The organism is Actinosynnema sp. NPDC023658, from assembly GCF_040639995.1.
GTDB lineage: Bacteria > Actinomycetota > Actinomycetes > Mycobacteriales > Pseudonocardiaceae > Actinosynnema.
Map to the genome: position 1 here is coordinate 1 of NZ_JBFAAX010001347.1, position 1271 is coordinate 1271.

At 75.4% G+C, this 1271-nt stretch carries 1 protein-coding gene; it reads left to right on the forward strand.

Annotated features, from left to right (window positions below; genetic code table 11):
• Positions 1 to 1009 (forward strand): PaaX family transcriptional regulator C-terminal domain-containing protein (locus tag AB0G02_RS40860; RefSeq protein WP_360806120.1); only part of this gene is annotated, 1009 nt, incomplete at its 5' end.
• Positions 1010 to 1271 lie beyond the last annotated feature (262 nt).

Below are 1271 nucleotides of genomic sequence, written 5' to 3' on the forward strand. Positions count from 1 at the left end.
GACGAGCCCTTACGACATCGAGGAGATCTTCCCTGATGACGCGGCGGGGCCGGTCCGGCTCCCCCGGCGGCAGGCCGGCAACTCGCCGCAGGGCCTGGCCCTCACCCTGCTGGCCGACTACACCCTGCGCACGCGGGGTCGGCTGCCGTCGGCCGCCATCGTGGCGCTGCTCGCGGAGTCCGGCGTCAGCCACGCCGGGGCCCGCACCACCATCAGCCGGCTGGCCCGCCGGGGCGTGCTGGAGGGCAGTCGCCAGGGCCGCAACAGCTCCTACCGGCTGACCGACCCCGCCGCCCTGTTCCTGGCCGTCGGCGGCCGGGCGATCGTCGCCTCCGGTGACGACGGGCCGTGGGACGGGAAGTGGACGCTGATCGCGTTCTCGTTGCCGCAGGACGAGGTCGCCCGGCGTCGGGGGCTCCGCAGCCGGCTGCGGTGGATGGGGTACGCCCCGCTGTACGACGGCCTGTGGATCTCGCCGCTCGACCTGGCCGGGAAGGTCGAGGCCCAGCTGACCGAGCTCACCCTCGGCGCGATCACCGTCTTCCGCGCCCGGCACGTCGATCTCGGCGCCTCCGTGGGCCGCGAGCCCCTCGACGCGTGGGACACGGCGGCCATCGCCCGGCAGTACGAGTCGTTCATCGAGCGGTGGAGCCCGCTGGCGGCCGAGGTGCGCGCCGCCCGGATCACCGGCGCCGAGGCCGTCCGGGCCCGCACCGAGGTCATGGACACCTACCGCCGCCTGCCGATCCTCGACCCGCACCTGCCCATCGAGCTGCTCCCGCCCGGGTGGCTGCGCTCACCGGCGCGAGACCTGTTCGCGGCGGTCTACGACGGGCTCGCCGCCCCGGCCGAGGAGCACGTGCGGGCCATCGCGAGCAGGTTCGACACCGAGGTGCTGTCCGACATCCGGGCCCACACGGTCGCGGACCTCCTCGCCGGCCTACCGGGCGTCGCGGGCTTCGACGAGCCCGCCGCGGGCCTGGGCAACCACCGCTCCGGGCGAACCTGAACGCCGCGGCCGGGACACCCGTGCGGGGCGCACCCGTCCGGCCCTCGCGGCAGGCCGGTCGCGCCCGTCTAGCGGAGGTGGCCCCGGCCCCGGTCGGCTCACGACGTGGCCACGTGGGCGAACCTGGCCGTGCCGTCGGGTTGGACGCGCATGATCGGCACCACCTTCGTGGTCGGTGAGCCGTGCTCGTCGAAGGAGAGCCGGGCGCTCGCGCCCGGCACGGAGTTATCGGCGTGGAGGCGGTTGTGGGGGTGGTGGGAGA